A 22,663-nucleotide genomic window follows, 5' to 3' on the forward strand; every position below is an offset into this window, starting at 1 on the left:
GTGACAAATTATCTCTCTGCTAGATATGAGGAATATGAAACCACCCTTCCCCAATCTATAGAATCAGTTAAATGATCTTTGGTAATACTGTAGTAGTAATTGTTATCTAGCTTTTGCGCATCAAATAAATAGTTAATCCACTCAGCTATTGGTTTTTTATATTCTTTTTCTGATAACAAGAATAATATTTTCTCTTTTTTTGTAACAGCGGCCATGGTCTGTTCGGGTAGCTCATATCCCCGCATTAAATCTAATTGATCTGACAGCTCTTTTACGTGTCTAAGGATAAGCCATGTAGGTTTGGCGTCTTTGTCAAGAAATAAAAAACTACCTGAGTTATCAACTAGATAATACTCAACAGCCTGTGCTTGTATTAGAACACTAGCAAATAATTTTTGATATAATTCATTATCAAATAAATTATTAATGGAGTTTTCATACGCATTAACTATATTTTTTGTTAACTCTCTGAAATAGCGCTGAGTTAGGTCATCCACAGCTAATGTAATTTCTGGATATAGATTTTCACTTGTCTTGAGTATAAATTTATCAATTAAACCGTGATTGAAAGCTTTTATCGCAGTATCTTTATCTGCTTCAGCCGTTAGCATAATTTTAAAGATTTTTTTCTCTTTAATTTTTTTGCAAAATTCAATTCCGTTAATACCGGGCATTTGATAGTCCACAACTAACAATGGTGCATTCTCAAACCTTGCTTTATGATAAAGCTGATTTAACATGTTACTAACATCAAAGCCAATAACTCGATCATTAGTAGTATCTAAATTCACATCATTCATTAATTTGAAAATTGATTGGGTGATATCTTGACAATCGTTATCAATAAGATGAAAAGCCATATCTGAGCTTGTAAGTGTTAGTATATTAAACTTTTGGCCAAATTCTAAATCTAACGCATCCAAAAATGCTCTGTTATCATCTAAAAAAATGACTTTTATCGGATGATAAAAACAGGTAGGTCTTGCATCAATAATAGTCATATAGTAATTCCTCTACGTTACAGCCACAATTGCATCACCCATGATAAGTTGCCAATATTTCAGACCTTTAATTATAATGTATTGCTGTTAAGAAAAAATAATTAACATGGATGTCGCCCTGTATAATAAATGATTCTTCAAGTTTTTTCCTCCCAAATTTTATATTTAATCACTTAAGTTATTGAGATTTATGTTTTTCCGATTAAGTTAGAATCCTTTCTTGTTAATCTTCTTCAATTTACTCTAGAATTTTCTTTCTCATAAATCTACACCATTCCACAACCGTTAATTAAAGAATTAATTATATTTTTATTATTTATAATCAATGAGTTAACGATATTATCCCCCGGGGACAATTTATTAAATCGATAATCCATAACAGTGGTCCCGTGAAATTTAAAGTGCCATTAAAACAGATCCAGGATTAAATTTAATAAAATTCAAACGGCCCAAAACAAAAAAATATCAAAGACAATTAAGAGCATCACAAACCCTTTAAAATTTAGCACACTAAAGCCTCACGTTACGATTGAACTGCTTTTTCTAGGATTAATGTAATAGCCATTGCTTCAACATTAAAAAGCCTGATTAAATTAGGAGAATAAATTTAGTAGAGAAATCCATCTATTCCATCAAAATAAAAGATTTAATATAATGCCCTGAGAGATATAGGACTATTGTTAAATAGGTTATTGAAAAATAACAAACGACACAACCATTTATCTTGATAATAAGCGCATAGCTATAAAAAAGATTTGTCCACTTAATCAAAAACACAAATCTCAGCCAAACAATATATTCTTCGCCATGGGTAAAGATAGATAAAACAGATAACTCTATACGAAGACTAATATTACCAACATATATTGCTTAACAATCAATATTCTAAATATGAATTAATCATATACACTGGCGCAGATGGGAAAACAGTTCTTTTATTTTTGACATTTAGCTTACTAAAGGAGCCGTCATTCATCAGATAATGAGATGCTCTATTTATAGAAAGTAATTTATTACAATTAAAAATGATATCTAAAACATGAAAATAACATTATCTTATATCCATTCTCGAATTTAGGATATTATCAAAATAAGTCAATAACTTACTCGTAAAAATGCAAAAAGTATAATTTAATGTAACTTTTGCAATATTACTCTGTCTTCAAGATAAACACATCTATTTGATAGTTGGGCGGTTAGTATAAACGCGCACAAAACGCTGGAATAATTATTTTACAAAAATTCACAATGCGAGATACTAATCAAAATTTTAAAGGTACTAGAGTAAAAATCCAGTATCTGTCAGAAGTTTCCGACATTAGAAAATGTGGATAAAAGCTAAAAACACCCCATAAAGCTACACCATTACCATATACCTACACCATGACCTCCCATAAAGCCACACATGAAATTTTAAGTCCCATTAATCCCCATATTACTACACACAAAAACTCATAAACCTACACTATCAATCCCAAATAAATACACAATAGCTCTTATATAAATCATTTAAAATCATATGGTTATGATGTTTTTATTTGATGAACTTATGAATAGAAGAAAAAAGATATATATTTTCCTTTTTTTAGAATTAAGATGAATAGTACAAATTACCGCTTGCAAATTTGTTTCAATAAAGTTAGTCTAAAAAAATAGTACAAAGCACCTTATTGCAAAGGGGGATGGATGAAAGTAATTACAACAGCCGGAAACAAAGGAGGGATTGGCAAATCAACTATTGCTCTCACTCTTGCACAATATCTAGCTAAATGTAAAAACATGAAAGGGGCCTTTATCGATTTAGACCCACAAGGCAACTCTTCATCTAGCTTAATTCCGACTACAAGAGATCCAGCTCACCCAACTGGTTACATGCCTAAAGCACATCCAGAGTGGGATCCAAACAACTTACCAGAAGATGATCCTCATTGGGATGGAGTTAGTAGTATTGCAGATATATTCATAGGTAAATCTATTTATCCATATCCAACATGGGTTGACAATTTACATTGTTTTCCTTCTTTTGCTTCATTATTGGAAGATGCACAACGTGTTCTAAAAGTTGATGTAAAAGAAAAGGTTATAAATCGTCTTAAAGAATTTACCGAAATGCTATCAACCCACAGTGATTACCAATTTGTTATTATTGATACGAATCCACAGTTTGGCCCACTAACAATGGCAGGGTTGCGAGCAGCAACTCATGGACTATTGCCAACTGAACTTGAACAATATGGTATTAATGGAACCATAGGCATGATCCAAGCAATTTCACAAGAGCAACTTAGAAGAGTGAAAGACGATACTATTAAAATAGCGGGAATTTTACCTAACCAAGTTCGTAAAACAGCAGTACATACTAAGTTCCTTAATGATTTGCGTTCAATAGAAAAATCAGAAGAATGGTTATTACCTCCTATAGCCCAAAGAACCATTTATTCAGAATTGGTAGTAGAGGATGCAAAACCTAATTGTGTATTTAACTTACCACAAACACATCTCGCTAGAATTGAAAGTGAGAAATGGTGCTCTTATGTATATGACAGGGTATTTCATAATGTATACAACAAAATAGAAGAAAAGGAGGCTTCCTATGGTTAGTAAATTCAAACTGAATTCAGTTAAAACTGGAGAGACAAAGGATGCCATATCAAGAACACTGGCAATTGCCAATGATTATGCTGGGGAACTGTCAATAGAAGTATTGTCCTTAGATAAAATAGAACTTGATCCGGAAAACAATCGTGAACTAGCACTAACACTTCATGATGCAATAAATGGAATAGATCCCTCTGATCCTGAATATACAAAAAAGAAAAATGATTGGAAATCGCTTGAGTCATTAGCAAAAACTATACTAGATGATCAGTTAATTAACCCCATATTTGTATACAGATTTGGGAACAAATGTCGTTTAATCGCTGGTGAACGTAGAACCTTGGCCTCAGCGATTGCCGGTAAAAAGGAAATTATAGCAAGAATTGCAAGTCAACGACCTGTTGGTTCAAAGTTAAGAGTTCTACAGTGGATTGAGAATAATGAGCGTGTAGACTTATCTCTGGCTGAAAGAGTTGCGAGTATTGAGGCTATTGTTAAAGAGTATTTAAACGAAAATAAAGAAAAAAGTGATAGCGAGAAAATAACATCAAAAGTATTAAGTGATTTAACGGGAATGTCTATAACACAATCTCGAAGATATATTCTGATTTTGCAAGCTAGTCCAGAGATAAAGCAGGCGATTGCTGAAGGAAAAATAGAGAATGTAAAATTAATTGAATTAATTATTTCAGTTGAAAACGCAGAACATCAACAAGTTCTCTTAAAGGCAGCCATAGAAAATCTATCCTTTGATGCAATTGTAAAGCTAAAAAAAGAACTTGAATTTTCGTTAGTTACAAAAAAAGAAATAAGAGGACGTAAACAATTAAATGTTAGTTTAGGTAAGGTAAAACCCAATATTGCCAAAATTATCTTTGATGCCTTAGTTTCAAGCAACATTCTACACGAGAGCATCGTCGAGCAAATGAATATGTTAAGCAATAATGTCCAATGGAATAATGGTAAGTCAGTTGAGGAGTGCTTTAAAAAAATAATTCCTCTAATTGCTCAGGAAGTGTGATTAAAATGAATAAGCTGAAACTCAATAATAATGAAGACGATAAGAAAATTATTACATTTACTATTAATAAAGAAATTAAAGAGTCACTCAGAGAAATTCTGTTAAATTCTGAAAAATATAATTTAAAAAAGAAAACTGATTGGGTAAACGAAGCCATCATAATGTTAAAGGAAAATCCTGATTACAAAGAAATGGTACTCAATGCAGAAGGGAATAGTGAAAATTTCGTATTTGATAAAATTTATATGACATTTAAGCAACGATGTTTTTTTTCTGATATGAGAAATGAAGTTGTAAAGGAATATCCTGATATAAGAGGCCCTCAAACTGCCATAATACGCGCTGCTATTTTGAGTAGAATGATGAGGAAAAAATAAGAAAAAAGGCCAAACGGAATGGGTAATGTTCGCTGAAAAAACAATACGTAAACATGTAACAATTATTCATGCATACTCTTTAATGAGTGTATTGCAACGGAAAATTGTCAATGTGCTTTTGTATGAAGCAATAAAAGGAGATGGTCGCATAAATAACCATCAAAATTCGGTCGCTGTCGAATGTAATATGCCTTTTTCTAAGCTGTTAAAAGCAGTCAAGTTTAATAGTAATAATACCCAATATCTAAAAGAGTCCATTGATGGGTTGGCATCATTAAAAATAGAATGGAATTTATTGAAAGATAAGGTACCTACAGATATCTCGTTTTTAAATTTACGAGTTTTACATGGTGCGCCTACGTTCTATCAAGATAATACCATCAATTTTTCTTTTCATAAAATCATGCTTGATTTACTAGTTAATCCATCTATATACGGTACAATCGACGTTGATCTGCAATCTGAATTTGAATCGAAATATGGTCATGCTCTTTATGAAAATAGTACACGGTTTATTAACTTACAAAAAAATAAAATTATTTCATTAGATACATTTAGAAAAATTTTAGGAGTTCCTGAAGATAAATATCCAAGTATGCGGGAACTTACAAGAAATGTCATTTCGCCCTCATTAGAAGAGGTTAATGATCGAGCTAATTTTGCTGTTAGCTTGGATCCAATAAGAGTTGGTAGAAAAATTACTGGATTTGAGGTTCTAGTTAAGAACAAAAAAAATACAATAATATCAGAAGTCAGCTGTATTGATCGTGAAAATGAGCAGATACATAAAGAAATAAAATCAACTTTTGGCATATTAAATGAGTCAATATTAGAAAATATTATAAATAACTACTCAGAAGAGTATATTCAAGAGAAGATTAACTATACCAAGAAATATGCAAAAAAAGAGCGGACAGGTTTTTATCCTATCCCATATTTTATTAGCGCCTTAAAACACGATTATAAATTTAAGGAAGAACCTAAGCCAGAAGTTTCTCAAGAAAAAGCATCTAATGATGAAGCTGAGTGGGAAAAGAAATTATTCGCTTTACAGGCAGAACTCAATCATTGGGAAAAACTATCAGGATATACTAAAGCTGGAGATAACCAAGAGCATGTTAAAAACATGCAGAAATTTGTTCTAGAAGCCCAAGAAAAATTAAAGCAACATTATTTAGAGAAGCCAATTAAAATGGAGGCGGTTTAATATGAAATTTCCGGCCTTTGAACCAATCAATCTAAAGAATGAGCTCCAGTCCTTGGAAGCAATTGATCTGTGTTTATCAAAAATTTATCCAGATCAAAATCAGGCTAGAAAGTTTTTTAGCGATGCTTCACTAGAAGAATTGGCTTCATCAATTCGGCAGCATGGGATTATACAGCCTATTCTTGTCAAAGAAATAGATCATAATAGGAATGAATATCAAATTATTGCAGGTGAACGGCGTTGGCGCGCAGCTAAAATAGTTGGATTAGAAAAAATCCCTGCAATCATTAGAAAATACAATAAAGCAAATGGGATGGCAGTATCTTTAATTGAAAATATTCAAAGAGAAGATTTAAACCCATTGGAAGAAGCGCAAGCTATACAGCGATTAATAGAAGAGTGTTACATGACGCATGGTGAAGTTGCTGAAACTTTAGGTAGATCTCGAACAACGGTTACTAATCTTCTTAGATTGCTTACTCTCACAGATGAAGTAAAAGAAATGTTAAAAACGGGATTATTAGAAATGGGACATGCTAGAGCTTTATTAAGTTTGTCGAATGTACAACAAGTAGAAACAGCAAAAATAATTACTAGTAAGTCTTTATCTGTTAGGGAAACTGAAAAATTGGTTCAGCGCTTAAATAGGCCAGAAGATAAACAGGAGTTTTTTCTAAATCATCAATTTGAACAAAAAACGAAAGATTGGATGGCACAATTGTCGAAAAAACTTTCATCAAAAGTTAACATGCATTTTAATGATGGAGGAAAAGGTAGGGTGGTGATAAGTTTTGACTCTTTAGAGGAAGCAGATTGGTTAATGGCCCATCTTAAGGTGGAAGGGTAGGGCTATTTTTTATTCACAAAATTAGTGGATAACTATGTGGAAAAATTGGAAGTTGTTTGCCTTGAGCCTGTAGTTATAATTTTACTGGTATACCGGAAAAAAACGACCTCCAAATTTTACTTTCAAGAGACGATTGGACTACGTCGAATGGTAAAGTGTGGCAAAAGATCATCTTCTTTCTAATCACTATTAAAGCGTGCTTAAATCGATCTGATTATTTAATAACCACTTTTCTTTTAGAAATTAAAAAGTAAGTCAAGTTGGAATGCTGTTGTATGAGATAAGTTGTTGTGAACAGTCGTGGAGCAATTATTTTGACTCAATTCGGACCTTGGTTTTTTCTTCCTTTTGGTATTGGTTTTATTAGTATATTTTTGTGATATTAAAAGAAACAGCATATTGTGAAGGGAAAAAATATTTTCACTATACAAAGTTTTAAGTCGATAATTATGCTGATAACGGATTTTTATCATGCTTAAGAATTGAGCAAACGCATTTGTGTACGTTGAAAAAGCTAATGTTCTTCTTTGTCCCAACTTAGATTTTATTCTTCCATTAATGGCGGTGATTGTCCAATCATCCAGTAAATCTTTCTCTAGACGAAGCACATAATAGCGTTTGTCTTTCTCAAAGCGTGCCTCATGGTAGACTTCTTTGTAGGTAAAATCCAAATAGTGTAACCAGGGTAAAGTAATAAACCAGAGCGTCATTTAGAAAATAGCCAAATTAGCAATGCGTTTTAGGCGATCAGGATTGTCTTCAACATAAATTGCGGTAGTCACAATGTTAGCATGACCTGCAAGACGTGAGACTGCTTTAATATCCGCGCCTTGTTCAATTAATCGGGTAATGAAAGTACGTCGACCAGAATGGGAGCTTGCCCCAATGATTCCTGCTTTATCATAAAGTGACTTGAACCATTTTTGCAAACTATTGGGTGTAAAGCGACTTTTACGTTGGGTCTGAAATAAGGGTTTGTCTCGTGCAACATGTTTTAGGGTATCGAGATGTGCTTGGAGTGCTTTGCGGATTTTTTCATTGGCAAGATAAGCGTAACGTTGCTTTTCACCTTTGGTCATTGAGCGCTTCAAACAAATCTCTTCAAGTAATTGATAGTTGTAATCGGCTACATCTGCAATAGTGAGAGAGGCGATTTCTTTCACTCGCAATCCAAGACCAAAAGAACAATACACAAGGGCGCTATTTCTTATAGCGAATTGCCCATCTTTGGCAACAATAAGCAGTCGCTTAAACTCCGCTTCACTTAAGACTCTGGCCTTTCCTTCTTTTGGCATAAAAGACTCAATATTTTCCTGTTATAATGGTATTCTAAATAAATCAGGCTGTCTTGGCAAAAGCAAAAATAAAATTGTGGTTTATAGTAGAACTTTAGTATGAATACACTCATCGATGCAGCAATAAAATATCTTTCGAATCATTATTGCAGTGAAATAGAACTCATAAGGCAATTGGAGAGGGATTTTTCGCATGTGCCCGAGTTAGATGCTCAGATTCATGCAACCCTAGCTCGCCTTCGGGAATTACATTTAATTAATGATAATCGTTTGGCTGAATCATTAAGTGCCCGTTATATCCATAAAGGAAACCGTTTTATTCAAGAAATATTAAAACAGAAGGGCGTTAAAGAAGAAGTGATTGAGCAAGTCTTAGAACATATTGAACTGGAAGATGTTCGCGCCCTGGATGAAGCTCGGAAAAAAATGCGTGGATTTAAGAATGAGACAGATGAGGCAATAAATACAAAATTGGCTCGTTTCTTAAGTGGTCGAGGTTTTTCTCATGCCACGATAAAAACTGTACTTAAACAGTTAAGTGAAGAACAGACTACTTAACGTTTTAGATAGTGTAGCGGATGAATACAACAATCATTTGCATCTATAAGAAAAGAAAACTGTAAATTAAACTCTGAATGAAATGATAAAGTTACAACGTATCATGATTATTGGTAGACCAGGAAGTGGCAAGTCCACTTTTTCTGTTATGTTGCAAAAGAGTCTAAATATTCCATTGTTCCATTTAGATAAATATTTTTTTATTGCCGATTGGGTGCCACGAGAATATGAGAATTTTTTGTCACTCCAAAAAGAATTAGCTGCTAAGCCTTGCTGGATTATTGATGGTAATTCCAGCAAATCATTTGAGATACGTTATCGCGAAGCCGATATGTGCTTGTACTTTAATTTACCCAAGTGGCTATGTTATTGGCGGGTATTTAAGCGCTTGTTTTATAAGGCTTCAGAAATTGATGATAGAGCCGCTGGTTGCAATGAAACGGTCCGATGGTCGCTATTAAGTTATATGTGGAACTATGAACAACGGATTAACCCTTTATTAAATGTCTTAAAGAACCAATATCCAAAAGTGAAATTCATTGAACTCCGTAGCCCATATGATGTGGCGCACTTGATGCGTGTGCTTAAACATAAAGAAGAGTAAAGTATTGTGACAGGATTTTAATAAATGATGCCGACGAATATGATAATACTCTTGATGGGTATTGCAGGTACCGGTAAAAAAACCATAGGCGAGGCAATTACAACGCTGGCCCCTCAGTTTCGATTAGCGCATCACCATGCTTGGATCGATCCGGTTCTAAAACTTTTAGGTAACGATGCTCAAGTATTTTGGTCTCTTGATGATAAAGGATGGGCAGCGCTTAACAAAGCTCGTGATGTGATTTTTGATACGATGACTGCGGTTTGCTCTAAAGAAGCGAGCTTTGTTATTACCTATGAGCTCTTAGCGAATAATTCTTGGCATCAGGAATTTTTTAATCAAGTACAAACCGTTGCTCAAAAACGGGGAGCTGTGTTTGTTCCTATCCGACTGATTTGTAATGGTGCAGAGCTTGTTAAACGCTTAAAAGACTCAGATAGAAAAGGCTATTTTAAAACACAAGATGAGGCGCTTATTACAAAAAGATTGTTTGAAGAAGACGTTTATTTTAGCAAAGAGCCGTATGAAATGACTCTAGATGTGAGCCTCCTTTCAGCAGAGGAGTCAGCGCGTTGTATTTTGGATTGGACTTCCTTAGTTTATGGGAGTAAAAATCAGAATCTGGAATTTAAACCATTGAGTCAAAAAGATTTGAACTTAATGACCCAATGGTTTGCAGAGCCTACAGTGAAACAAGGGTATGCACGAAATCAACAGTTTTCTTTGGAAGATATTAGGGCAAAGTACTTACCCCGCATTGAAGGCATGGATCCAGTCCCGAGTTTTATTATTTATTTGGATCAAAAACCAATTGGTTTTATTCAATATTACTGTCTTGCCGACCATTTACCCGAAGGAATTTCAGGACATAATGCTTCCTTGTTTGACAAGGCTACACCTGAACAATTGGCTGGTATCGACCTTTTTATTGCAGAGCCATCGTGTCGTGGAGTAGGGTTGGGTAGACAAATTATAAGGCATTTTATTGCAAAACAACTCTACAGATTTAAAGCCGTTGTCGTTGATCCTCAAATTGGAAACGAACAAGCCATAGCGTGCTATCAAAAGGCTGGTTTTGTTCCCACGCAATACAGTGAAGATCCCAATTACCTACTCATGATAAACATGCTTACTTATAGAGGGTCCCATGAATATTCTTGAAACTCCCCGTCTGATTTTACGAACATGGCAGGAAGCTGATCTTGATCCTATGGCACTTATTGATCAAGACAAAAAAGTATGCCAATTTTTACCAGGAATAGGGAGTAAGAGTGCTACAAAAGCAGGCATTGAGCGGATTATTGCACATTATAAAGAGAAGGGATTTTCTTTGTATGCTGTTGAACTGAAAAGTACAGGGGAAATGATAGGATTTTTAGGGTTAATGACCCCTTCTTTTGAAGCGGACTTTACTCCCTCTGTTGAAATCGGCTGGAGACTTTCCTCAACACATTGGAATCAGGGTTATGCTACGGAAGGAGCAAAAGCAGTTTTGCATTATGCCTTTACCTCTTTAAATATTCCCGAAGTAGTTTCATTTACAACAGTGAATAATCTAGCTTCAAGACGTGTTATGGAAAAAATTGGTTTACATCACAATACCAAGGATGATTTTGACCATCCCAAATTGGAGCCTAATAGTCCCTTGAGACGACATGTGCTTTATCGATTATCCAGGGCTGATTATCTAAACAACAAAGGTATTCAAGCATGATTTGGGAGATCACGTTAAAAAAAATTACGGATACAACAGCGAACCATGCGGCGCAAAAATGGGTAAAAAACCCTACCCATCTTAAGCTTATCAATAATCAAATTAACTGTGTTTATCGATTTGAATCTAATGGACAAGGATTTTACCTACGCATGACGCATGAAAAAATACGAAAAGCTCGCGAACTTTTGAGTGCCATTGATTTTCAGAAGTATTTATTTTTGTGTGGTACGCCTATTTGTGAACCGGTGGTATCTCAAGAAGGAAATGATGTTGAAACTGTGCACCAAGAGGATTTGGAATTTTTTGTTCATGTTTGCCGGGAGGTACCAGGGCAAATCATGCATTTTGATTATTCAGATAAAAAAGCTTATCTAACATGGGGAAGGGCTCTAGGGCTATTGCATCAAGCCTCGCAAAGTTATGTTGCAGAGAAACATCACTTTTTAACTTGGGAAGATTTGTGGCGTGAGACTTTGGATTATGCGCGTCAAGAAGAGTCCTTGATTCAGGATTTATATGAAACGATTACGACACGCTTCAAAACTTTTTCAATCGACTCATCTAATTTTGGCCTAACCCATGGGGACCATCGTCCTGGAAATGTGCTTTATGATGGTGAGAGCGTTCATCTGATTGATTTTGATGAGCCAGTATATCATTGGTATCTTGCCGATATTGCCAAACCTTTTTTGGACTTATGCAATAAACCATGGCCTCTCTGGCAACCACTGTTTGAATGGTTTATAGAAGGATATAGGCAAATCCGGCCATTGAGCTCAGAAGAATTAAAAGAAGTGAATCATTTTTCGCAAATGAAAAGCTTAGATATCTACCTCTGGTGTAAATACAACTGGTTTGAAGAAACAGCTCCAGGAGGAAAGCCAGGGGATGAATGGCTTCATGACTTAAAAACTATGGCATTAACCCCTTTGTTTTATGTGCCATAACCGATTAAGGGAACTCCTATTGAGGTGGGTAATGAATAATATCATGGATGCGCGATAGCTCATTGGTTGGATTTCGGTAGCCATGCGGTTGATTGGCATTAAAACGCAGTCCTTCTCCTTTGGAAAGTGATTTCCAGAACCTACCTAACAAAATTTCAATGGTTCCATCCACAACAATGACATGCTCAATGACTCCATGTTTATGAGGAGGTGAAAGATGTTCGCATCCGGGCAATAACTCAATAACAAACAATTCAAAATGTAGCTGTTCATCAAAAGGAAACAGAGGAAGTACTCGTATTTTTTCATCATCTGGATGCAAAGTTTCAGCATGCCCTGTTCTATAAATAGGATTGGTTGAATCATCCAGACTGTCTTCAATAAACGATGAAAAGGAGGTTTGAAAGCCGCTCGCAATTTTCCATAGGGTAGAAATCGTTGGGCTTGACTCTTCGCGTTCAATTTGCCCAAGCATCGCTTTAGAAACGCCCGTTTCAAGCGCTGTTTTATCTAAGCTCCAACCTCGATCTTGTCTTAATGATTTTAGTATTTTTGCAATGCGGTTTGAAATTTCTTGCATTATGTCCCTTATTAAAAAAAGCTTGTGCGTTTTAGCGCACAAGTATATACTGGTTTATTATGCGTTATAACGCACGAATTGTGAAGTAGATTGTGGAGGATTGTATGGTTGAACACCCTTTTAAAAACAAACTGGTTGCAGTGCTTAACAAACGTATCGAGCCTGGCAAAGTAATGAATGCACTTGCTCATATGTGTATTGGTTTAGGCGCTGTGATTGGTACAGAAGAACTGCGTTTAACCGATTATCGAGATGCAGACGGAGGCTCTCACCCGTATATTTCAGAAATCCCTTTTATAATTCTTTGTGAGAATTCCAACAAAATTAGAACATTACGCCAGAATGCTTTAGCAAAAAATGTTCTCTTTAATGATTTTACCGATACGATGACTGTTGGGTCCTATCAAGAGCAAATTGAAAGAACGGCACAGGTTAAAGAGAACGATCTGATTTATTATGGCATTGTCTTGTTTGGGGATTGGGACGTAGTGACAGAGCTCACTAGAAAGTGTTCTTTGTGGCGATGATGGGATGGTGATAAGCGATGAATAAAGAGAAAAAGTTAAGTAAACGCGCGCAAATCATACAAGATTTTTTATCTCAAAAAGGGATATCGTGTGAGGTCAAAGAACTTGATTCGAGCACTCGCACGGCAAAAGATGCTGCTGATACTTTAAGATGTGGTGTTGCTCAAATTGTGAAGTCATTACTATTTTGCACAGAAAAAACCAACAAGCCAGTATTAGTATTAGCAAGTGGTGTTAATCGTGTGAATGAGAGCTTGATTGTTAGTCTCATCAATGAACCTATTGGGAAAGCTGATGCAGATTTTACACGAGAAATCACTGGTTTTGCGATTGGTGGAGTTCCTCCCGTTGGCCATAAAAACGTTATTGATACGGTTCTTATTGATGAAGATTTGTTATGCCATGAAGTTCTTTGGGCTGCAGCAGGAACGCCCAATGCAGTGTTTTCATTATCTCCTGAAACATTGAAACAGCTAACAAATGGGATGGTGGTAAAGATTAGAGAGTAAGTCATGCAAAAAATATTCTGGGATAATCCCTATCAACGCCAATTAATGACTAAAGTGGTGTCAGTCAATGAGAATCGACTACTTTTTGCAGAGACTATTGGTTTTTCGTTTTCCGGTGGTCAGGAAAGTGATACAGTCCGCGTGAACGGCCTGATAGTCACTCATTCTGAAATAGAAGATCACTTGATTTATTATACATTACCTGCGGAGCATGGACTTTCTAAAGGCGATGTTGTCCTTATGGAAATTGACTTTGTTCGTCGTTATAAATTGATGCGCCTTCATTTTGCTGCTGAATTAATCTTAGAGCTTGTCCAAAGAATGCTGCCCGTTGAAAAAATAGGTGCTCATATTGCTGAGCATAAGGCTAGAATTGATTTTAGCTATCAGCACAATATTTCGGATATCTTTGACTCTCTTTTGTTTGAATACAATCAAATTATTGCAAAAGATATGCTTATTCACACTGGATTTTCTGATGAGAAGAGTCAAATGCGTTATTGGGAAATCGAAGGATTTTCTAAGGTTTCTTGTGGTGGAACACATGTAAAATCAACCGCTGAAGTGGGTTATATTACGTTAAAAAGGTCGAATGTGGGTAAAGGTAAAGAACGAATTGAAATTTATCTGGTACAATAAATTCAGCTTAAACATAAAGTGTCTTAATCAAAAAAGTAGCTTAATACTACGGGAGTTATGAGTGAATGCAGAAGAAATTACAGTTTTAAATGATTTAAAAAACGATATAAATCAATTGCTGGGATTTCATGAAGAAACACCAAGGATTAATTATGGTCCTTGTGGCGCGTTTGCTAAATTATTTTTTGATGCTTGGAATGACCGCTTTCAGGATAAAGTGCATATTGTTTTTGTGATGATGAAATCCCATGAAGAGTGCTGGCACATTGCATTGCGCATGCCTTCAGGAGAACTTTATGATGGAGGAGTTGGCCTTCATTGTGAAGAAACTTATGGAGAAGATTACTTGTTTGAAGACATGATCGAATATGATCATGAACGTTTGGAAAAATGGTCTTATGGTCTTGAACGTGATTATCCACGTTTTTGTCCTGATTTTAATAAACAAGTGGTGAATTCATTGATTATTCATCATCTAGATCGATTGCGATCTCAAGAAAGTTGACTTAATGCGTTATTTACCTCAATAAGCAATTCAAAAATTAAGTAAAGAGCATTACTCAAAACCGCGTTTTGTTTTTTTGGACTGGCTCTGTTTCTCGATGGTGAATAACACAAGCCCAGATATTTGATGAGGATATCGCTATGAAACAAGAACACCAACTGATTTATGAGCTAGAGACTTCTCTTTTAAATCCGAAAACGAGAAAATCGATTACCCAACTGAAGCTACTGATTGCTGATAAATTTATCGAGTATGGGGCCTCTGGTTCAATTTACAATAAGAACGACCTACTTGATTCTCTTCCAGAAGAAGAGTCACGAAGTTATATGGTTAATGACTTTTCAGTATTAGAGGTGTCGCCCGAAGTCATGTTGGCAACTTATAAGGTTACTGTTGCCTCAAAAAGTTCCTTACGTTCTTCGCTCTGGCAATACAAACACAACCGTTGGCAAATGGTGTTTCATCAAGGCACGCCTTGCCAAGAGGAATAATTCATTTTTACAGGTATTAAGATGATAACGATAGCCTATCTAAAACATCACTCCGATTGCATTCCAGAGCTTGCTAAGATTTGGCATGAAGTATTAGGAAAAATTTGGGTTCCTGATGTGCCCACTTCGCGTGTAGAAGAAAATTTACGAAATCATTTAAACATCGAGCAGTTACCGCTCACTGTTGTTGCTTTTGATGAAGATAAACCTGTTGGGATGTGCTCTTTACGCGTGAATGATGGGATCCGTCCTGAACTAACTCCCTGGCTAGGCTCGTTAGTGGTAGCGCCAGGCCATCAAAAACAAGGTATTGCAAGACAGCTTATTCTTCGAGTAAAAGAAGAAGCCCAAACATTAGGGTTTAAAAATCTTTATCTTTTTGCTTTTGATCCTACCATTCCAGAATATTACAGTCGTCTTGGTTGGCGCACGATTGGCATGGATGAATTTAAAGGACATCCTGTCACCGTCATGGAGATAATATTGTGAAGATTAGACAATTGTTTGATGCGGATTGGAATATATGGAAAGAAATACGTTTAGAGGCTCTGGCCAACTCACCAGAAAGCTTTGGCTCTTCTTATGACGAGGAAGCGTTAATGTCCGATACTGATTTTCAAAATGGATTAAGTAAAGGATACGTATTAGGTGCCTTTGTTGATGATTTATTAGTGTCTTGTGCTGGATTCTATAAGCTTAATTCACTTAAAACCAAACACCGTGGTGTACTTTGGGGTATGTATACTCGTCTTGAATACAGAGGGAAAGGTATTGCAACAGCATTAATTCAGACCCTGATACAACATGCAAAAACCTGCGTTACTCAATTGCACTTAACCTGTGTTACGAGCAATTTTGTGGCCCGCGCTTTTTATCAAAAGCAAGGGTTTCGAATTTATGGTACTGAACCTAAAGCACTTAAAATTAATGATACCTTCTATGATGAATATTTAATGGTATTGGATTTTAAAGAGGAACCCATGAAAAAACTAGATACCTATCAGAGCCTGTGTACTGAAGTATATGATTTAAGTAAACCCAATGTGCCACAAGATGCGTACTCTTTTTACCGAAGCTATGCTGTAGAGGCTAAAGGCACCATTTTAGAGCCTATGTGTGGTACGGGTCGATTTTTATTGCCTTTGGCTGAAGAAGGATTTGATGTTCAGGGCTTTGATGCAAGTCAACCGATGCTTGAGCGACTGCATGCAAAAGCAAGGAGCAAAAATCTTAATCCAAAAGTCTGGTATGGTTTTATTGAAGATTTAAATCAATCTGAGAAGTACTCTTTGATTTTTATACCCAGTGGTTCATTTTGTCTCATTACTGAAAAGGCGGATATCCAAAAAGCCTTAAAAATCATTTATGAGCACCTAGAAGATAAAGGACTTTTTGTATTTGAAGTAGAAACACGCTATGCAGTTCCTAATGAATTAGGTATATGGAGAGGCTCAAGATGGCCCAAAGAAGATGGAACTCTCATCGTATTAAGTCAATTAGCCATGCTCAATGAAGAGGTTTGTTACTCTATCGGCAAATACGAGTTGATTGAAAACAACCGTGTGATTCAAACAGAGGTAGAGGAATATAAAATTCGCATTTATCAAAACTCTTCTTTCTTGCACAATTTGCTTACTGAGGTTGGTTTTAGCAATGTACGGATGGTTAAAGGATTTGACCGAAACGCGCCACCTGATGAAAAAGACGAAAGTATTGTTTTTGAATGCAGAAAATAATTGAGGTAATAAATGAAGATTCTATGTCCAGCACCACTGCAAAAAGGAGATATCGTAGGGCTTATTTCACCGTCGAGCCCTATTATGGAACAGGATATAGAAGCGGGAGTTCATTTATTAAAGTTGAATGGATTTAAGGTAAAGTATGCAAAGCATATGTTTGCATCAGAACGATTTTTAGCGGGAAAAGACAGTGAACGTGCCAATGATGTGATGGATTTCTTTAAAGATTCTGAAGTGAAAGCAATTATTGCAACCCGAGGCGGACAAGGTTCACAACGTATTTTACCTTTTTTAGACTATGAATTAATTAAGAGAAACCCAAAACAATTATTCGGGTTTAGTGATACCACCGCGTTGCAATTAGGCCTATTTAAAAACAGTGGCTTAGTAAGTTATACAGGATTTACTTTGACTATTCATTTGAGTACCCAGGTTAAAAAAACATTACTTTCTTCTTTATTAGGCCAAGAATACATAATTTCCAAAGGAATAAAGGTTCATGCAGGTGTTAGTCGAGGCCCTTTACTTGGTGGAAATTTAACTCTGATGACTAATTTAATGGGCACACCTTATCTGCCTAGTTTTAAAGAAAGTATTTTGTTGGTAGAAGACGTTGGTGTCGAGCCCTATAATATTGATGGCATGCTCTCCCAACTAGATTTAGCAGGAATTTTTGATGAAGTTTCTGGCGTTATTTTTGGTACATTTGAACACTGTAAAAGTAAGAACTCGCATCAGCATGATGGTACGGTAGAAGATGTAATCAATGAATGGGCTTCAAAATTAAAAGTACCTTGCATTAAAGAGTTTCCCTATGGGCACGGTAAGCAAAATTGCATTCTTCCAATTGGCAAAGTGGTTACTTTAGATGCAGATAATGCTTGCGTTACAATTCAAATTTAAAAAAAGAAATAACCACTACTGATGAGAACATTGTTTTAATAGAGGCATAAATGAATACACAAGAAATACCCAAAGAGTATCAACATATCTCTCCAGCAGGTGCTGAAGTTCGATTGCTGATGAATAATCATTTAGGTGGAATGGCTCACTGTACTTTGAAAGCAGGAACAATTTCCAAAGCAGTTCGTCATAAAACTGTATCTGAATTTTGGCATGTCCTTTCTGGTGACGGTGCAATTTGGCGTAAATTGAACGATGAAGAGAGTATTACGCCTTTAACACCTGGAGTCAGCATCGATATTCCCTTGGGAACACATTTTCAATATCGAAGTGATGCAGCAGATTTAGTGTTTATTTGCGTTACTATGCCACCTTGGTCAGGCAGTGATGAGGCAAGTTATGTGGAGCATGGTGCCTGGTCTCCTACAGTGGGATAAATTAAATGACTTTAAAGTTATCGTTTTTAGAAAATCCAAACCCTGATGATGTTCAAATATTAACAAATGGGATTAAGGCGTATGCCAAACAACAAAGAGGCTTCGAATCTTTAGATTTCTTTGCATGCTTTATTCGTGATGCAGACAATAGCATTGTGGGTGGTTGTAGTGGCGGAACACTCTATGGAGGTCTTCATGTCGATAATCTTTGGGTGAGTGAATCCATCAGACATCAAGGATGGGGAACAAAACTCATGCAAAAGGCATTGAAGTATGGTAGTGAGAAAGGCTGCGCTTTTGCAACAGTTAACACTATGGATTGGGAGGCAATAGAATTTTATAAAAAATTAGGGTTCAAACTTGAATTTGAGCGGCATGGATTTCAAAAAAATTCTATTTTTTATTTTTTGCGTAAAGAATTTCAAGAAACAACAGACATCGGGCTCTTAAATGGTGATTCAGTCTCCGGCTTAAGTCAAAGCCTAAAATCGCATGTATTAGAATCTGTAGTGAGAGAAGAGGCTGTCTCAATAAACAATGCACTCCATTTTAAATGGGGACAAGGTTGCGATGGATGGTGGTTAAAAAATGAGGGGCAGTTTAGTGTTATTTATGAAACGATGCCTGCTGGAAGTTGTGAGATAAAGCATTATCATCAGAAAACAGAACAATTTTTTTATTGTTTACAAGGACAATTGGTTATTGAGTTTGAAAATTATGAACAGGTGTTGCAGGAACAGGAAGGAATAACTATTAAAGCATGGGCAGCTCATAAAGTGAAAAACAGTTCCGGAAATTTGGTTTCTTTTTTGGTGATTTCATCTCCTAATCTATCCGGGGATAGAGTGAATCTGGAGTCCTAAAATGTCTGTTGAATTGATTATCCGCAAAGCAGTAATTGATGATGCTCAACATCTTCACCCTTTAATGGAGCAATTGGGCTATCCGCAATCGCCTGATGAGTTGCAAAGAAGACTTGAGCTATTTACTAATGAACTGCATTACGGTGTTCTTCTTGCGGAAATTGCTGGAAAAGTTGTTGGTTGGATTGCTTGGTCTAAGAGCTATCTTTTTGTTTCAGAAACAACAAGATTTCATATTGAAGGCCTTGTGGTCGACCAAGGATATCGTAATCAAGGAATAGGTAAAAAGCTTATGATTACTGTTGAGGAATTTGCCAGGCAGTTTAGTCCCTGTATCATTGATTTGACATCGGGACTTAGGCGAGCCAAAGAGGGCTCTCATGATTTTTACAAATCGCTTGGTTATCAGAATGAAGGTCATATGGCAAAACTGTATTTAAGGAAAGTGCTGTGAACATCAAAGAATTACAATCTGCTTTAAAAATTGAGACAGCAACATTAGATGATTATCCTATCATCCAAAATATGGCACGATTTTATGTATATGAACTCTCTCGTGACTGCGGTTTTATTTCAGAGGATTGGGCTTTGCCTCCCGATGGCCTTTATGAAAGCTTCGATTTTAAAAAATACTTTGAAGAGCCGACAAGAAAAGCCTTTCTGATTAAAGTAGGTAATGAATTAGCAGGTTTTGCCCTATTAAATCAAGAAGGAATTTACCCAGATACTATGTGGAATATGGGCGAGTTTTTCATTACTGCAAAGTTTCAAGGCAAAGGTTTAGGTTTTTTGGTTTCCTCTGAACTTTGGAACATGCATCCAGGCTTATGGGAAATTTCTGTGATTCCGGAAAATAAGCCAGCGCTTAACTTTTGGCGCAAAACTATTGCAAAAATTACAATGGGTAATTTCCAGGAAGAAATTAAAACAGTCAATTATGATCCACATCAGCCTCAGCGAGTTATTTTTCGTTTTGATAGTAATGTACAGAATGTAGGGGAACCTTTAGAAAGCAAGAAAGAATATCAAATCCAATTTGTTGATGAGCTTGATGAGACAACAGAAAACCGAATGACAAAGGGATTTGTTGCCTATGAGGCTCAGCATGGTATCGACGTCAATTATCGATGTTTTTCAGTGACTATTTCTTCTGCCCAAGGAGAAGTTTTTGGGGTGATTAATGCCTATACAGCATTTTCTGAAATTTATGTGGATGATATTTGGGTAGATAGCGCTTATCGTGGTAAAGGGTATGGTAAGCAGTTATTGCTTGCTCTAGAACATCATTTCAAAGGTCAGGGCTTTAATAATATCAATTTAGTGACTAGTGCATTTCAAGCGCCAGAATTTTATAAGAAATGCGGTTTTACAGCAGAATTTACGAGAATCAATAAAAAAAATCCCAAGTTAAGCAAAACATTTTTTGTTAAATTTTTTAATGAAGAGTTAGAAACACAAGGCATTCTTAAGGCGGTTCATAGTGAATAGAAGTCAGCTAGAAACAATCTGTAAAAAATTAAAGATAAACCAACCTTGTGACTTGCCTCAAAGAGTCTATGGCGGTCTTTTACATAAAATGTGGTATCTGGAGTGCAATGGCTCGCAGTTTGCTGTAAAACAACTCAATAGCAGGATCCAATTGACTGAAGAAGTTAAATCCCAATATGAATTGACAGAAGAGATAGCCTTCCTATTTTCCAAGCATACGATACCTGCAATCCATGCTCTAAAAATAGAAAATAATTATTTAATCCTTTCGGAAGATGAAGCTTTTCTTGTTTATCCTTGGATAGCAGCAAAAGCATTAAATAAAGACGCTATATCTGAGGTGCATGCACTTAAAATAGCTGCCTTTTTGGCAAAAATTCATTGTATTAATCTTAATGTCCCTGAACTAAGCACTCAAGAATTTGATATTCATACCAATGAAAAAATTAGTGTGTTAATAGACCAGTCAGCAAGCCAAAATTTGGTGTTTAAAGAGCAATTAAAAAGTAATCAACGAATTATAATTGAGCTTAATGAGCTCTATCAAAAAGTAATACCTATTTTACAAAGTAGTAGTGTAGTAACCCATGGCGATCTGGATCAAAAAAATGTTTTATGGGATAAAAATGATACTCCATTTCTCATCGATTGGGAGTCTGCGCGAAAACTTAATCCTACCTATGAAATAGTCAATTGTGCTCTTGATTGGAGTGGAATTACTACCCCATTTTTTCATAAATCTTTATTTATAAAAATGCTAAAAATATATGCATCATCTGGATTAACTATAAATCAGGATCATTTAGAGGCCGCCTTTTATGGTGTTCTTGGTAATTGGATCAATTGGCTGGTGTATAATATAGAGCGTTCTTTTAGCTCTGATAGCGAGCAGCAGAATATTGGTGTTGAACAGGTTCTTCAGGTTTTGCCTACTATTATTCAAGTCAAGGCGAGTATTACAGAATTAACTCAATTAGTAACACGTGAATTAAGAATAAACTGTTAACTTTATTCAACTTTGATTACCATATCGCACGAAATTAACTTAAGTTTCAAGGAATGCTTCATGATGAATACTAAAGCGCTATTTCCTCGTTTTGTTCCCATTCAATCGGATTTTACCCGCAATAGTGATATTGAACAGGTTGCAAAAATTATTAATGAATCTGATATACCGCTTCATCTTTTAGTTCATAATGCAGGAATGAAAAGCCCTCCACGTCCGTTAACTGAATATGATTGTGACAGTATTGACGCAGTGTTCCAGGTTAATTTATTAGCTCCCATGAAACTAACAGCACTTCTCGCGGTAGGGATGCCTGAGAAGTCTCGGATTTTATTTGTTACATCAAGGGCAGCCACTTTGAAACTTAAAGAAAGTTCAACATACTGTGCCAGTAAAGCAGGTTTGGATGAAGTAACGGCTATTGTGAGAAAAGAGTTAGCCGAGAAAAATATCGGTGTGTTTTGTGTTATTCCAGGGGAAGTGGATACAAGAATTCAAAAAATTTTAAGAGAAACAACTTCATTTCATTTGCATAAAATGTTTGATGAGGCTTATCAGTCCGGTCACTTAATAAGTCCAGAAACTTGCGGGGAATTCCTTAAATGGATTCTTTGCGGCTTATCTTTTGATGAATTTAAGCAAAGCAATATGCCAGTTTCTATCTATGAAGAATGGCATCATCCATTCTGGCTTAGAGATAAGAGTCAGCTACCTCCCTTTCCTTTCTAATTCATTTATGAATTTTTACGATCAGTTCCAATAAAAGATCAACTTCGGAAAATAGATGCTTCGTTTGTTCTGTTC

28 protein-coding genes and 1 pseudogene are annotated in these 22,663 nt (G+C 35.8%); 25 read left to right on the forward strand and 4 right to left on the reverse strand.

The genetic code is table 11. The features are described 5' to 3' along the window. Positions 1 to 8 precede the first annotated feature (8 nt). Positions 9 to 1,001, reverse strand: coding sequence for a response regulator (locus ACWTE2_RS16660; protein ID WP_014845164.1), 993 nt, complete (start codon positions 999 to 1,001; stop codon positions 9 to 11). Between the two features lie 1,686 nt (positions 1,002 to 2,687). Here ACWTE2_RS16660 and ACWTE2_RS16665 point away from each other — a divergent pair. The 5 genes from ACWTE2_RS16665 to ACWTE2_RS16685 are packed head-to-tail and all read left to right on the forward strand — an operon-like array spanning position 2,688 to position 7,051. Beyond that, complete coding sequence (locus ACWTE2_RS16665; protein WP_010655313.1) at positions 2,688 to 3,602, forward strand: ParA family protein; 915 nt, start codon at positions 2,688 to 2,690, stop codon at positions 3,600 to 3,602. Next, positions 3,595 to 4,620 carry a ParB/RepB/Spo0J family partition protein gene (locus ACWTE2_RS16670; protein ID WP_014845018.1) on the forward strand — a complete coding sequence of 342 codons (1,026 nt, stop codon included), beginning with the start codon at positions 3,595 to 3,597 and terminating at the stop codon, positions 4,618 to 4,620. The genes ACWTE2_RS16665 and ACWTE2_RS16670 overlap by 8 nt, the downstream gene beginning before the upstream one ends. 5 nt (positions 4,621 to 4,625) lie before the next feature. Then, the gene (locus ACWTE2_RS16675) at positions 4,626 to 4,997 is read left to right on the forward strand and encodes a hypothetical protein (protein ID WP_010655311.1); all 372 of its coding nucleotides are present in this window, start codon (positions 4,626 to 4,628) and stop codon (positions 4,995 to 4,997) included. Between the two features lie 25 nt (positions 4,998 to 5,022). After that, positions 5,023 to 6,204, forward strand: coding sequence for a replication initiation protein (locus tag ACWTE2_RS16680; protein WP_014845020.1), 1,182 nt, complete (start codon positions 5,023 to 5,025; stop codon positions 6,202 to 6,204). 52 nt (positions 6,205 to 6,256) lie between these two features. Next, positions 6,257 to 7,051, forward strand: coding sequence for a ParB/RepB/Spo0J family partition protein (locus tag ACWTE2_RS16685; RefSeq protein WP_225316559.1), 795 nt, complete (start codon positions 6,257 to 6,259; stop codon positions 7,049 to 7,051). A 236-nt stretch (positions 7,052 to 7,287) separates the two neighbouring features. Here the strand turns inward: ACWTE2_RS16685 and ACWTE2_RS16690 are convergent, their stop codons facing one another. Together ACWTE2_RS16690 and ACWTE2_RS16695 are read right to left on the reverse strand one after the other, a co-directional pair. Beyond that, positions 7,288 to 7,761, reverse strand: a complete 474-nt coding sequence (locus ACWTE2_RS16690; RefSeq protein WP_014845022.1) for a hypothetical protein — start codon at positions 7,759 to 7,761, stop codon at positions 7,288 to 7,290. Continuing rightward, positions 7,762 to 8,346: a tyrosine-type recombinase/integrase gene (locus ACWTE2_RS16695; protein WP_014845023.1), complete on the reverse strand. Its 585-nt coding sequence runs from the start codon at positions 8,344 to 8,346 to the stop codon at positions 7,762 to 7,764. It lies immediately after the preceding gene. 99 nt (positions 8,347 to 8,445) lie between these two features. On the opposite strand from ACWTE2_RS16695, the gene ACWTE2_RS16700 reads away from it, so the two are divergent. The 5 genes from ACWTE2_RS16700 to ACWTE2_RS16720 all read left to right on the forward strand — a co-directional run bounded on the left by ACWTE2_RS16700 (position 8,446) and on the right by ACWTE2_RS16720 (position 12,172). Beyond that, the gene (locus ACWTE2_RS16700; protein WP_014845024.1) at positions 8,446 to 8,904 is read left to right on the forward strand and encodes a regulatory protein RecX; all 459 of its coding nucleotides are present in this window, start codon (positions 8,446 to 8,448) and stop codon (positions 8,902 to 8,904) included. Positions 8,905 to 8,986: 82 nt separating this feature from the next. Continuing rightward, a complete protein-coding gene (locus ACWTE2_RS16705; protein ID WP_014845025.1) occupies positions 8,987 to 9,508 on the forward strand; it encodes a P-loop NTPase family protein in 522 nt (173 codons plus the stop codon). A 24-nt stretch (positions 9,509 to 9,532) separates the two neighbouring features. Further along, positions 9,533 to 10,669 carry a GNAT family N-acetyltransferase gene (locus tag ACWTE2_RS16710; protein WP_014845026.1) on the forward strand — a complete coding sequence of 379 codons (1,137 nt, stop codon included), beginning with the start codon at positions 9,533 to 9,535 and terminating at the stop codon, positions 10,667 to 10,669. Further along, on the forward strand, positions 10,656 to 11,222 hold the full coding sequence (locus ACWTE2_RS16715) for a GNAT family N-acetyltransferase (RefSeq protein ID WP_014845027.1): 567 nt from the start codon (positions 10,656 to 10,658) through the stop codon (positions 11,220 to 11,222). The genes ACWTE2_RS16710 and ACWTE2_RS16715 overlap by 14 nt, the downstream gene beginning before the upstream one ends. Next, positions 11,219 to 12,172, forward strand: a complete 954-nt coding sequence (locus tag ACWTE2_RS16720; RefSeq protein WP_014845028.1) for a phosphotransferase enzyme family protein — start codon at positions 11,219 to 11,221, stop codon at positions 12,170 to 12,172. Before ACWTE2_RS16715 ends, ACWTE2_RS16720 begins: the two co-directional genes overlap by 4 nt. A 16-nt stretch (positions 12,173 to 12,188) precedes the next feature. Here the strand turns inward: ACWTE2_RS16720 and ACWTE2_RS16725 are convergent, their stop codons facing one another. Beyond that, positions 12,189 to 12,752 (reverse strand): helix-turn-helix domain-containing protein, encoded by a 564-nt coding sequence (locus ACWTE2_RS16725; protein ID WP_014845029.1) that lies wholly within the window; start codon positions 12,750 to 12,752, stop codon positions 12,189 to 12,191. A gap of 104 nt (positions 12,753 to 12,856) precedes the next feature. On the opposite strand from ACWTE2_RS16725, the gene ACWTE2_RS16730 reads away from it, so the two are divergent. The 15 genes and pseudogenes from ACWTE2_RS16730 (at position 12,857) to ACWTE2_RS16800 (ending at position 22,588) form a co-directional block, all read left to right on the forward strand. Beyond that, positions 12,857 to 13,279: a DUF2000 domain-containing protein gene (locus ACWTE2_RS16730; RefSeq protein WP_014845030.1), complete on the forward strand. Its 423-nt coding sequence runs from the start codon at positions 12,857 to 12,859 to the stop codon at positions 13,277 to 13,279. 17 nt (positions 13,280 to 13,296) lie between these two features. Next, positions 13,297 to 13,788 carry a YbaK/EbsC family protein gene (locus ACWTE2_RS16735; protein ID WP_014845031.1) on the forward strand — a complete coding sequence of 164 codons (492 nt, stop codon included), beginning with the start codon at positions 13,297 to 13,299 and terminating at the stop codon, positions 13,786 to 13,788. Positions 13,789 to 13,791: 3 nt separating this feature from the next. Beyond that, positions 13,792 to 14,427, forward strand: coding sequence for an alanyl-tRNA editing protein (locus tag ACWTE2_RS16740; RefSeq protein WP_014845032.1), 636 nt, complete (start codon positions 13,792 to 13,794; stop codon positions 14,425 to 14,427). 61 nt (positions 14,428 to 14,488) lie between these two features. Then, positions 14,489 to 14,932 carry a hypothetical protein gene (locus tag ACWTE2_RS16745; RefSeq protein WP_014845033.1) on the forward strand — a complete coding sequence of 148 codons (444 nt, stop codon included), beginning with the start codon at positions 14,489 to 14,491 and terminating at the stop codon, positions 14,930 to 14,932. 140 nt (positions 14,933 to 15,072) lie between these two features. Next, positions 15,073 to 15,423 (forward strand): nuclear transport factor 2 family protein, encoded by a 351-nt coding sequence (locus ACWTE2_RS16750; protein ID WP_014845034.1) that lies wholly within the window; start codon positions 15,073 to 15,075, stop codon positions 15,421 to 15,423. A gap of 21 nt (positions 15,424 to 15,444) precedes the next feature. Further along, positions 15,445 to 15,912, forward strand: coding sequence for a GNAT family N-acetyltransferase (locus ACWTE2_RS16755; protein ID WP_014845035.1), 468 nt, complete (start codon positions 15,445 to 15,447; stop codon positions 15,910 to 15,912). After that, positions 15,909 to 16,361: pseudogene (locus tag ACWTE2_RS16760) on the forward strand (GNAT family N-acetyltransferase); the annotation flags it as partial. The gene ACWTE2_RS16755 and the pseudogene ACWTE2_RS16760, both read left to right, overlap by 4 nt. Positions 16,362 to 16,403: 42 nt before the next feature. Beyond that, positions 16,404 to 17,159 (forward strand): class I SAM-dependent DNA methyltransferase, encoded by a 756-nt coding sequence (locus tag ACWTE2_RS16765; protein ID WP_029489094.1) that lies wholly within the window; start codon positions 16,404 to 16,406, stop codon positions 17,157 to 17,159. Positions 17,160 to 17,171: 12 nt separating this feature from the next. Beyond that, the gene (locus tag ACWTE2_RS16770) at positions 17,172 to 18,065 is read left to right on the forward strand and encodes a S66 peptidase family protein (RefSeq protein ID WP_014845037.1); all 894 of its coding nucleotides are present in this window, start codon (positions 17,172 to 17,174) and stop codon (positions 18,063 to 18,065) included. 50 nt (positions 18,066 to 18,115) lie between these two features. Next, entirely contained in the window at positions 18,116 to 18,502 is a 387-nt protein-coding gene (locus ACWTE2_RS16775) for a cupin domain-containing protein (protein WP_014845038.1), read from the forward strand. A 5-nt stretch (positions 18,503 to 18,507) separates the two neighbouring features. Further along, positions 18,508 to 19,365 carry a GNAT family N-acetyltransferase gene (locus ACWTE2_RS16780; RefSeq protein WP_014845039.1) on the forward strand — a complete coding sequence of 286 codons (858 nt, stop codon included), beginning with the start codon at positions 18,508 to 18,510 and terminating at the stop codon, positions 19,363 to 19,365. 1 nt (position 19,366) lies between these two features. Then, on the forward strand, positions 19,367 to 19,819 hold the full coding sequence (locus tag ACWTE2_RS16785; RefSeq protein ID WP_014845040.1) for a GNAT family N-acetyltransferase: 453 nt from the start codon (positions 19,367 to 19,369) through the stop codon (positions 19,817 to 19,819). Further along, entirely contained in the window at positions 19,816 to 20,853 is a 1,038-nt protein-coding gene (locus ACWTE2_RS16790; protein ID WP_014845041.1) for a GNAT family N-acetyltransferase, read from the forward strand. Before ACWTE2_RS16785 ends, ACWTE2_RS16790 begins: the two co-directional genes overlap by 4 nt. After that, the gene (locus tag ACWTE2_RS16795) at positions 20,846 to 21,859 is read left to right on the forward strand and encodes an aminoglycoside phosphotransferase family protein (protein WP_014845042.1); all 1,014 of its coding nucleotides are present in this window, start codon (positions 20,846 to 20,848) and stop codon (positions 21,857 to 21,859) included. Before ACWTE2_RS16790 ends, ACWTE2_RS16795 begins: the two co-directional genes overlap by 8 nt. 60 nt (positions 21,860 to 21,919) lie before the next feature. Continuing rightward, the gene (locus tag ACWTE2_RS16800) at positions 21,920 to 22,588 is read left to right on the forward strand and encodes an SDR family oxidoreductase (RefSeq protein WP_014845043.1); all 669 of its coding nucleotides are present in this window, start codon (positions 21,920 to 21,922) and stop codon (positions 22,586 to 22,588) included. Positions 22,589 to 22,663 lie beyond the last annotated feature (75 nt).

This window comes from Legionella nigrisilvae, from assembly GCF_977063395.2.

Excerpts from the sequence above, each read along its gene's own strand:
- ACWTE2_RS16785 (WP_014845040.1), top strand. The coding sequence starts at position 19,367 with ATGTCTGTTGAATTGATTATCCGCAAAGCAGTAATTGATGATGCTCAA.
- ACWTE2_RS16740 (WP_014845032.1), top strand. The coding sequence starts at position 13,792 with ATGCAAAAAATATTCTGGGATAATCCCTATCAACGCCAATTAATGACT.
- ACWTE2_RS16680 (WP_014845020.1), top strand. The coding sequence starts at position 5,023 with ATGTTCGCTGAAAAAACAATACGTAAACATGTAACAATTATTCATGCA.
- ACWTE2_RS16690 (WP_014845022.1), bottom strand. The coding sequence starts at position 7,761 with ATGACGCTCTGGTTTATTACTTTACCCTGGTTACACTATTTGGATTTT.
- ACWTE2_RS16780 (WP_014845039.1), top strand. The coding sequence starts at position 18,508 with ATGACTTTAAAGTTATCGTTTTTAGAAAATCCAAACCCTGATGATGTT.
- ACWTE2_RS16725 (WP_014845029.1), bottom strand. The coding sequence starts at position 12,752 with ATGCAAGAAATTTCAAACCGCATTGCAAAAATACTAAAATCATTAAGA.
- ACWTE2_RS16735 (WP_014845031.1), top strand. The coding sequence starts at position 13,297 with ATGAATAAAGAGAAAAAGTTAAGTAAACGCGCGCAAATCATACAAGAT.
- ACWTE2_RS16670 (WP_014845018.1), top strand. The coding sequence starts at position 3,595 with ATGGTTAGTAAATTCAAACTGAATTCAGTTAAAACTGGAGAGACAAAG.
- ACWTE2_RS16800 (WP_014845043.1), top strand. The coding sequence starts at position 21,920 with ATGATGAATACTAAAGCGCTATTTCCTCGTTTTGTTCCCATTCAATCG.
- ACWTE2_RS16665 (WP_010655313.1), top strand. The coding sequence starts at position 2,688 with ATGAAAGTAATTACAACAGCCGGAAACAAAGGAGGGATTGGCAAATCA.
- ACWTE2_RS16700 (WP_014845024.1), top strand. The coding sequence starts at position 8,446 with ATGAATACACTCATCGATGCAGCAATAAAATATCTTTCGAATCATTAT.
- ACWTE2_RS16710 (WP_014845026.1), top strand. The coding sequence starts at position 9,533 with ATGATGCCGACGAATATGATAATACTCTTGATGGGTATTGCAGGTACC.
- ACWTE2_RS16730 (WP_014845030.1), top strand. The coding sequence starts at position 12,857 with ATGGTTGAACACCCTTTTAAAAACAAACTGGTTGCAGTGCTTAACAAA.
- ACWTE2_RS16750 (WP_014845034.1), top strand. The coding sequence starts at position 15,073 with ATGAAACAAGAACACCAACTGATTTATGAGCTAGAGACTTCTCTTTTA.
- ACWTE2_RS16705 (WP_014845025.1), top strand. The coding sequence starts at position 8,987 with ATGATAAAGTTACAACGTATCATGATTATTGGTAGACCAGGAAGTGGC.
- ACWTE2_RS16720 (WP_014845028.1), top strand. The coding sequence starts at position 11,219 with ATGATTTGGGAGATCACGTTAAAAAAAATTACGGATACAACAGCGAAC.
- ACWTE2_RS16770 (WP_014845037.1), top strand. The coding sequence starts at position 17,172 with ATGAAGATTCTATGTCCAGCACCACTGCAAAAAGGAGATATCGTAGGG.
- ACWTE2_RS16660 (WP_014845164.1), bottom strand. The coding sequence starts at position 1,001 with ATGACTATTATTGATGCAAGACCTACCTGTTTTTATCATCCGATAAAA.
- ACWTE2_RS16695 (WP_014845023.1), bottom strand. The coding sequence starts at position 8,346 with ATGCCAAAAGAAGGAAAGGCCAGAGTCTTAAGTGAAGCGGAGTTTAAG.
- ACWTE2_RS16675 (WP_010655311.1), top strand. The coding sequence starts at position 4,626 with ATGAATAAGCTGAAACTCAATAATAATGAAGACGATAAGAAAATTATT.
- ACWTE2_RS16775 (WP_014845038.1), top strand. The coding sequence starts at position 18,116 with ATGAATACACAAGAAATACCCAAAGAGTATCAACATATCTCTCCAGCA.
- ACWTE2_RS16715 (WP_014845027.1), top strand. The coding sequence starts at position 10,656 with ATGAATATTCTTGAAACTCCCCGTCTGATTTTACGAACATGGCAGGAA.
- ACWTE2_RS16755 (WP_014845035.1), top strand. The coding sequence starts at position 15,445 with ATGATAACGATAGCCTATCTAAAACATCACTCCGATTGCATTCCAGAG.
- ACWTE2_RS16765 (WP_029489094.1), top strand. The coding sequence starts at position 16,404 with ATGAAAAAACTAGATACCTATCAGAGCCTGTGTACTGAAGTATATGAT.